5 protein-coding genes are annotated in these 7,123 nt (G+C 71.3%); 2 read left to right on the forward strand and 3 right to left on the reverse strand.

Going from position 1 to position 7,123, the window contains the following annotated elements; all coding sequences use genetic code 11:
- Positions 1-124 precede the first annotated feature (124 nt).
- Entirely contained in the window at positions 125-682 is a 558-nt protein-coding gene (locus ACIDOF_RS37295; protein WP_409010713.1) for a MarR family winged helix-turn-helix transcriptional regulator, read from the reverse strand.
- A 135-nt stretch (positions 683-817) separates the two neighbouring features.
- Between ACIDOF_RS37295 and ACIDOF_RS37300 the strand changes: the two genes are divergently transcribed.
- The gene (locus ACIDOF_RS37300) at positions 818-2,086 is read left to right on the forward strand and encodes an MDR family MFS transporter (protein WP_409010714.1); all 1,269 of its coding nucleotides are present in this window, start codon (positions 818-820) and stop codon (positions 2,084-2,086) included.
- Between the two features lie 31 nt (positions 2,087-2,117).
- Here the strand turns inward: ACIDOF_RS37300 and ACIDOF_RS37305 are convergent, their stop codons facing one another.
- Together ACIDOF_RS37305 and ACIDOF_RS37310 are read right to left on the reverse strand one after the other, a co-directional pair.
- Positions 2,118-3,740 (reverse strand): SpoIIE family protein phosphatase, encoded by a 1,623-nt coding sequence (locus ACIDOF_RS37305; RefSeq protein ID WP_409010715.1) that lies wholly within the window; start codon positions 3,738-3,740, stop codon positions 2,118-2,120.
- A gap of 159 nt (positions 3,741-3,899) precedes the next feature.
- Entirely contained in the window at positions 3,900-5,285 is a 1,386-nt protein-coding gene (locus ACIDOF_RS37310; protein WP_409010716.1) for an NAD(P)/FAD-dependent oxidoreductase, read from the reverse strand.
- Positions 5,286-5,645: 360 nt separating this feature from the next.
- On the opposite strand from ACIDOF_RS37310, the gene ACIDOF_RS37315 reads away from it, so the two are divergent.
- On the forward strand, positions 5,646-6,416 hold the full coding sequence (locus ACIDOF_RS37315; RefSeq protein WP_409010717.1) for a TetR/AcrR family transcriptional regulator: 771 nt from the start codon (positions 5,646-5,648) through the stop codon (positions 6,414-6,416).
- Positions 6,417-7,123: the final 707 nt, after the last annotated feature.

Here is a 7,123-nt window from a genome sequence, read left to right on the forward strand (position 1 = left end):
GTGCTGAGTTTGGTTTGCCGCTTTCGCGGCGAGAGGTGCCGCCACAGAACCCTTACAGCTCCGTGGCAACCCGAAGAACTTTACGGATCCGGACAGGGCGTGTCAACCCCCGGTTCACCACGGCTCAGTCCAGGTCGGAGAGCCGGCCGCCGGCGTCCGGCTGGGCGTCCTCGACGCGGCGCAGCAGTCTGGTCAGCAGCTCGCCGAGCAGTCCGCGCTCGTCCCCGGAGAGGTCCTGCAGCAGGTCCTCTTCGAAGACCGTGGCGAGGCGCATCGCCTCCAGCCACTTCTCCCGGCCCGTGTCCGTCAGCTCGATGATGACCCGTACCCGGTTCGACTCGTCGCGGTCCCGGGTCACCAGGCCCTCCGCGACCATGCGGTCGATCCGGTGGGTCATCGCCGCGGGGGTGAGGCCGAGGCGCTTGGCGATCTCGCCGGGGCCCAGGCGGTACGGAGCGCCGGAGAGGACGAGGGCCTTCAGGACCTCCCACTCCGCGTTGCTGATGCCGAGCGTCGCCGTCTGGCGGCCGTACGCCACGTTCATGCGGCGGTTGAGGCGGCCGAGCGCCGAGACGACCTGCTCGACCTGGGGGTCGAGGTCCTCGAACTCGCGCTGGTACGCGGCGATCTGCTCCTCGAGGGTCGGCTCGGTCGGTGCTGCGGCATCGGCGGTGTCACCCATGCCCGGCAGTATCGCACGCTGCGACTTTGCACTAAAGACCTTCGAGCCGTACTCTTTAGCTCTGAACTTTAGCTTCTAAGTCTTCAGGTCTAACTCCTGAAGCGACTCCTAAGGCAGGTGAAAGTGACCAGGGCGATGGGCGCAGCGATGCGCCGGATCCACGTGGGCAACGCGCTGAGTGCGTTCGGTCTCGGCTTCACGGTCCCGTTCCTCTACGTCTACGTGGCACAGGTGCGGGAACTCGGTCCTACGACGGCGGGCATCGTGCTCGCCGTCTTCGCCGTGGCCGCGCTCCTGGTGCTGCCGTTCACCGGTCGTGCCGTCGACCGGCGCGGTCCGCTGCCTGTGCTGCTCGCCGCCCTGGTGACCGCCGCGATCGGCGCGATGAGCCTCGGGCTCGCGACGAACCCGCAGCTGGTCCTCGCGTCCTCGGCGCTGCTGGGCGCCGGTCAGGCCGTGATGCAGCCGGCGCTCGCCACGATGATCGTGGAGTGCTCGACGCCCGAGACGCGCACGCGGGCCTTCGCCATGCAGTTCTTCCTGCAGAACCTGGGCCTCGGCGTGGGCGGTCTGATCGGCGGGCAGATCGTGAAGCGGGAGCGGCCCGGCGACTTCACGCTGCTCTTCGCGATCGAGGCCGCCATGTTCCTGATCCTCGTCGCGATCATGGCCACGGTGAAGCTGCCCGCGCAGCCGCGGATCGGGGACGCCACTCCGCAGGCCAAGGGCGGCTGGAAGCGGCTGTTCGGCAACCGGGCCATGGTGCAGTTGTGCGTGCTCGGCTTCGTGCTCTTCTTCGCCTGCTACGGACAGTTCGAGTCCGGCCTGTCCGCGTACGGCGTCGAGGCCGCCGGGATCTCGCCGTCCACGCTCGGGATCGCGCTGGCCGCCAACACCGGAGCGATCGTGGTGGCGCAGTTCCTGGTGCTGAAGTTCGTCGAGCGGCGCAAGCGCTCGCGGGTGATCGCGTCGGTCGGGCTGATCTGGGCGGTGGCCTGGCTCTTCGCCGGGTACGCGGGCCTCGGGCACGGCAGCCAGGCGATGGCGACGGCCGCGTTCATCTCCACGTACGCGCTGTTCGGGATCGGGGAGGCGATGCTGTCGCCGACCGTCGCGCCGCTGGTGGCGGATCTGGCGCCGGGCGGCATGGTCGGTCAGTACAACTCGGCGTTCGCGCTGGTCAAGCAGCTCGCGCTGGCCGTGGGGCCCGCGGTGGGCGGGCCGATGGGCGCCTCGTTGCACGGGCCGTACATCGTGGTGTTCGTGCTCTTCTCGCTCGGCATCACCGCGCTCGCCCTGAAGCTCGGGCGCTCGCTCACGCCGGCCCAGAACCACCCGTGGGCCGAGAAGAAGAGCCTGGTCGTACGGGAGGGCAAGCCCGCGCCCGAGGTGGTCAGCGCCTGACGGCGGGCGACCGGCCCGTACTACTTGAGGGCTACTCGCGCGGCAAGGCGAATTCGCACCAGACCGCCTTGCCGCCGCCCGGCGTCCGGCGGGAGCCCCAGGCGGACGCGATCGTCGCGACGATGGCGATGCCGCGGCCCGCTTCGTCCGCCGGCTCGGCTCTGCGGCGGCGGGGCAGGTGGTCGTCCCCGTCGGTGACCTCGACGATCAGGCGGCGGTCCGTACGGCGGAGTCTGAGGCGCATCGGCGGGGTGCCGTGCTGCAGGGAGTTGGCGACGAGTTCGCTGGCCGCGAGGACGCCCAGGTCGTGCAGCTCCGTCGGGAAGCGCCAGCTGGCAAGGACGCCGGAGGCGAAGGCACGCGCGCGTGGTGCCGCTTCCACGCCGCCGAGCAGTTCCAGGGCGGCGCCGCGGAAGCGCTCCGCGTCGACGCCGGTGCGCTTGGGGTGCTGCAGGACCAGCACGGCCACGTCGTCGTCGTGCTCGGCGGTCACGCCGAGGGTGCGGATGAGGCGGTCGCAGACCACCTGCGGGGTGCCGGTCGCGCCCGCCAGGGCCTGCTCCAGGGCGGCGACCCCCTGGTCGATGTCCTCGTCCCGCCGCTCCACCAGGCCGTCGGTGTAGAGCACGGCCGTCGCACCGGGCGGGAAGGGCAGGGAGCCCGATGTGTGCATCCAGCCGCCGGTGCCGAGGGGCGGGCCGGTCGGCTCGTCCGCGCGGTGCAGGCCGCCCTCCTCGTCGCGTACGAGGATCGGGAGGTGGCCGGCGGAGGCGTAGGTGAGGCGGCCCTCGTTGGGGTCGTGGACCGCGTAGACGCAGGTGGCGATCTGGCTGGCGTCGATCTCCGCGGCGAGGCCGTCGAGCAGTTGCAGCACTTCGTGCGGGGGCAGGTCCAGGCGTGCGTACGCCCGCACCGCCGTGCGGAGTTGGCCCATGACGGCGGCGGCTCGGACGCCGCGGCCCATGACGTCCCCGATGACGAGGGCGGTGCGGCCGCCGCCGAGGGTGATCACGTCGTACCAGTCCCCGCCGACCGCGGCGTCCGTGCCGCCGGGCTGGTACGTGGCGGCGATACGGAGGTCGTCCGGGCCCTCCAACTCCTGGGGCAGCAGGGAGCGTTGGAGGGTGACGGCGGTCTCGCGGTGGCGGCGTTCGCTGGCGCGGAGCCGCTCGGCGGCCTCGGCCTGGTCGGTGACGTCGGCGGCGAAGACGAGGACTCCGCCGCCGTCGGGGGTGTCGAGCGGGGTGCACGTGAACGTGTACGACTTGCCGCCGGGGACCTTGCGGGACTTGACCGTGCGCGGCTTGGCGCTGCGCAGGACCTGGTCGAGCAGCGGGAGCAGGCCGAGCTCCTCCAGCTCGGGCAGTGCCTCGTGCGCGGGCGCGCCCACGGGGCGGGGGCCGAAGGCCTCGGCGTACGCGTCGTTGACGTACGCGATGCGGTGGTCGGGGCCGTGCACCAGGGCGACGAGGGCGGGGACGCGGTCGAGGACCCCGCGCACGGGGATGTCCTCGACGGCGGGCGTGGGAGCGGTGTCGTCCGCTTCGTCCGCCGGGTGCTCGGCGCGGGCTGCGGGCACGGATCCGCGGTCGGACCGTGCTGCGGCGCGGCGCTGCGTTCCGGGGAGTCGGGCGCTCCAGCGCGTGAAGTTCACTGCGTTAGGCCTCGTGTGTTCGCTTCTGGGTCGAGACACGGCACTGGTGGATGCCTCGTGGAAGGTCGAGGGGCGGTTCGCCCGTGGTCGGGTCCAGTCTGTCCGACCGGACTGACATCCGTCAGACGCCGGTGCTGTGCGGGGAGTTCCTCGCTCCGGTCAGGAGGACTCCTTCGGGCGCTCTCCTCCGGCCGCGAGTTCGAACTCCGCACGCGGGTGCTCGAGCGAGCCCAGGGAGACGATCTCGCGCTTGAAGAGCCCGGCGAGGGTCCACTCGGCCAGGACGCGGGCCTTCCGGTTGAAGGTGGGCACCCGGCTGAGGTGGTACACGCGGTGCATGAACCAGGCGGGGTAGCCCTTCAACTTCCGCCCGTAGACGTGTGCGACGCCCTTGTGCAGGCCGAGCGAGGCGACGGAACCGGCGTACTTGTGCGCGTAGTCCGTCAGCGGCCGGCCGCGCAGGGAGGCGACGATGTTGTCGGCGAGCACCTTGGCCTGGCGGACCGCGTGCTGGGCGTTGGGGGCGCACTCCTTGCCGGGTTCGTCGGCGGTGAGATCGGGCACCGCGGCCGCGTCGCCCGCCGCCCACGCGTGCGTGGTGTCGTCCAGGGCGAGCTTGGCGGTGCACTTGAGGCGGCCGCGTTCGTTGCGGGGGAGGTCGGTCGCGGCGAGCACGGGGTGCGGTTTGACGCCGGCGGTCCAGACGACGGTTCTGGTGGGGAAGCGGGAGCCGTCGTCGAGTACGGCGACCCGGTCCTGGCAGGATTCGAGGCGGGTCTCCAGGCGTACGTCGATGTTGCGGCGGCGCAGTTCGCGGACCGTGTAGCGGCCCATCTCCTCGCCGACCTCGGGGAGGATGCGGTCCGAGGCCTCGACGAGGATCCACTTCATGTCGTCGGGTTTGACGTTGTGGTAGTACCGCGAGGCGTAGCGGGCCATGTCCTCCAGCTCGCCGAGGGCCTCCACGCCCGCGTAGCCGCCGCCGACGAAGACGAAGGTGAGGGCCGCGTCGCGGATCGCGGGGTCGCGGGTGGAGGAGGCGATGTCCATCTGCTCGATGACGTGGTTGCGCAGGCCGATGGCCTCTTCGACGGTCTTGAAGCCGATGCCGTAGTCGGCGAGCCCGGGCACGGGCAGGGTGCGCGAGATGGAGCCGGGCGCGAGGACGAGTTCGTCGTACGAGATCTCGACGGCGCCGGTGCCCTCCTCCTCGGTGGCGAGGGTGGTGACGGTCGCGGTGCGCTTGGCGTGGTCGATGGACTGGGCCTCGCCGACGACGACCTTGCAGCCGTCGAGGACGCGGCGCAGCGGTACGACGACGTGGCGGGGCGAGATCGATCCGGCGGCGGCCTCGGGCAGGAACGGCTGGTACGTCATGTACGGGTCCGGGGTGACCACGACGATCTCCAGGGACCCCTCCCTGAGCTCGGGTTTGAGCTTCTTCTGCAGCCGCAGCGCGGTGTACAGGCCGACGTAGCCGCCGCCGACGACGAGAATGCGAGCCCGGGGGGATCCGGGGGCCCTCCCCCGGGAGTTTGCAGCCATCACCTGTCCATGACGCACCGCGGCCGCGCGTTTGTCCACAGGCCCGGCAATTTGTGTGACCGGAAGTCTGCGGGGGCGCGGGTTCCGGTTCGTGCCGCGGCTTTCCGGAAATACGCAGGTCAGAGTGTGACTTGGACGGCTCCGACAGGGGTGCAATCGGGGTGGAACCGGTGCGTACTCCGATCGGGGGGCGCACCGTGCGGAACAGGCCCCTTCTGAATTGACTCCGGCTCAACTATGTTCGTGTGTGGCCGGGGTGCGGGGGAAGTACCAGTTGATCTTGGACAGACCCATCCTTCGCGCACCGGCGGTCAGGCGGGGAAGTCTCCGGGGGGAGACGTCATTACCGGGGGAACGCTCATGCACATTCAGGATTCTCATTGGGGTTCCGCGTCGGCTCTTGCGGCGGCGGACGGCCATCAGCGGCACGGGGCGGTGGACGGCGCGCGCAGTACTCCGTTGCGCGTGGACGCCCAGCGCAATCTGGAGCACGTGCTGCGCGCGGCGCGCGAGGTGTTCGGCGAGCTGGGTTACGGGGCGCCGATGGAGGACGTGGCGCGACGGGCGCGGGTCGGGGTGGGCACGGTCTACCGCCGTTTCCCGAGCAAGGACGTCCTCGTGCGGCGGATCGCCGAGGAGGAGACCGCGCGGCTGACGGAGCAGGCGCGGACGGCCCTCGGCCAGGAGGACGAGCCGTGGTCGGCGCTGTCCCGCTTCCTGCGGACGTCGGTGGCGTCGGGCGCGGGCCGGCTGCTGCCGCCGCAGGTGCTGCGGGTGGGCGTGGCCGACGAGGGTTCGGCGGACGCCGCGCAGGACGCGGCCCTGGACCCGGCGCGGGTGCCGCAGCAGCGGCATGCCCAGCCGGATCTGCGGCTGGTGGAGCAGCGACAGTCGGCGGAGCAGGGGGTCGGTGACCTCGATTCGGGTACGGCGGCGCTGCTCGAGGTGGTCGGCCAGCTGGTGGAGCGAGCGCGTGCGGCGGATGCGCTGCGGGCGGACGTGACGGTGGCGGACGTGCTTTTGGTGATAGCCACGGCTGCGCCTTCGCTGCCCGATCCGGCCCAGCAGGCGGCGGCTTCGGCCCGGCTGCTCGACATCCTTCTGGAGGGCCTGCGGTCCCGGCCGGCCTGATCCTTTACGGGCGTTCGGGGCCCTGAACGGGAAAGCCGGGAAGCCGGGAAAGCCAGGGAAGCCAGGGGAAGTTCTTTCTTCTCCGCTTCCCGGCGGCTTCTCCGCGGCTTGTCCGCGGCTTCGCGGCAGTCAACCCGCGTTCTCGGCATACCTGTTCAGTGTGCCCCGAATGAGTGATCGGCAGAGGGGTGTTTTCCGGAACTCGCCCCGGACGGGTGGTTGCCCACATTCGGGCGCCGGTCTTGTTGACGCGTGTGACACTCTTTCTCGAGTTAGGTCGGAGTGTTTGTGCGGGGGCTGCGCGCTATGGGCGTTGACGGGCGGGACGAGCCACTCTCCGGGGGAGGTGTCCCTGGGGGAGGCGCCTCCGAGGGCGGCGTCTCCGGGGGCGGCGTGGACTCCGGCGGCCTGCCCTTCCGGCAGGTGCCCCATCAGGGCGGCCCCCTCGGTTCCTCGGGTGCCTCAGGTGTCTCGGACTCCTCGTCCGGCGCGGAGTCCGGGGGTGCGGGCGGCAGCGTTCCACCACAACGTGGGAGACATGCCGCTGCGGATGCGGGCGCAGGTGCGGGTGCGGGTTCGGGGGCCGCGCGGGGCGACGCTTCGCTGTCCGACGAGCTGTTCTCCTCTTCCCAAAGCCCGCTGTCCGACGCCGAGTTGGTCGCCGCGATGCGTGCGGGTGAGGACTCGGCGTACGAGGAGCTGTACCG

It is taken from the genome of Streptomyces sp. Da 82-17 (assembly GCF_046098215.1).
Classification (GTDB): domain Bacteria; phylum Actinomycetota; class Actinomycetes; order Streptomycetales; family Streptomycetaceae; genus Streptomyces.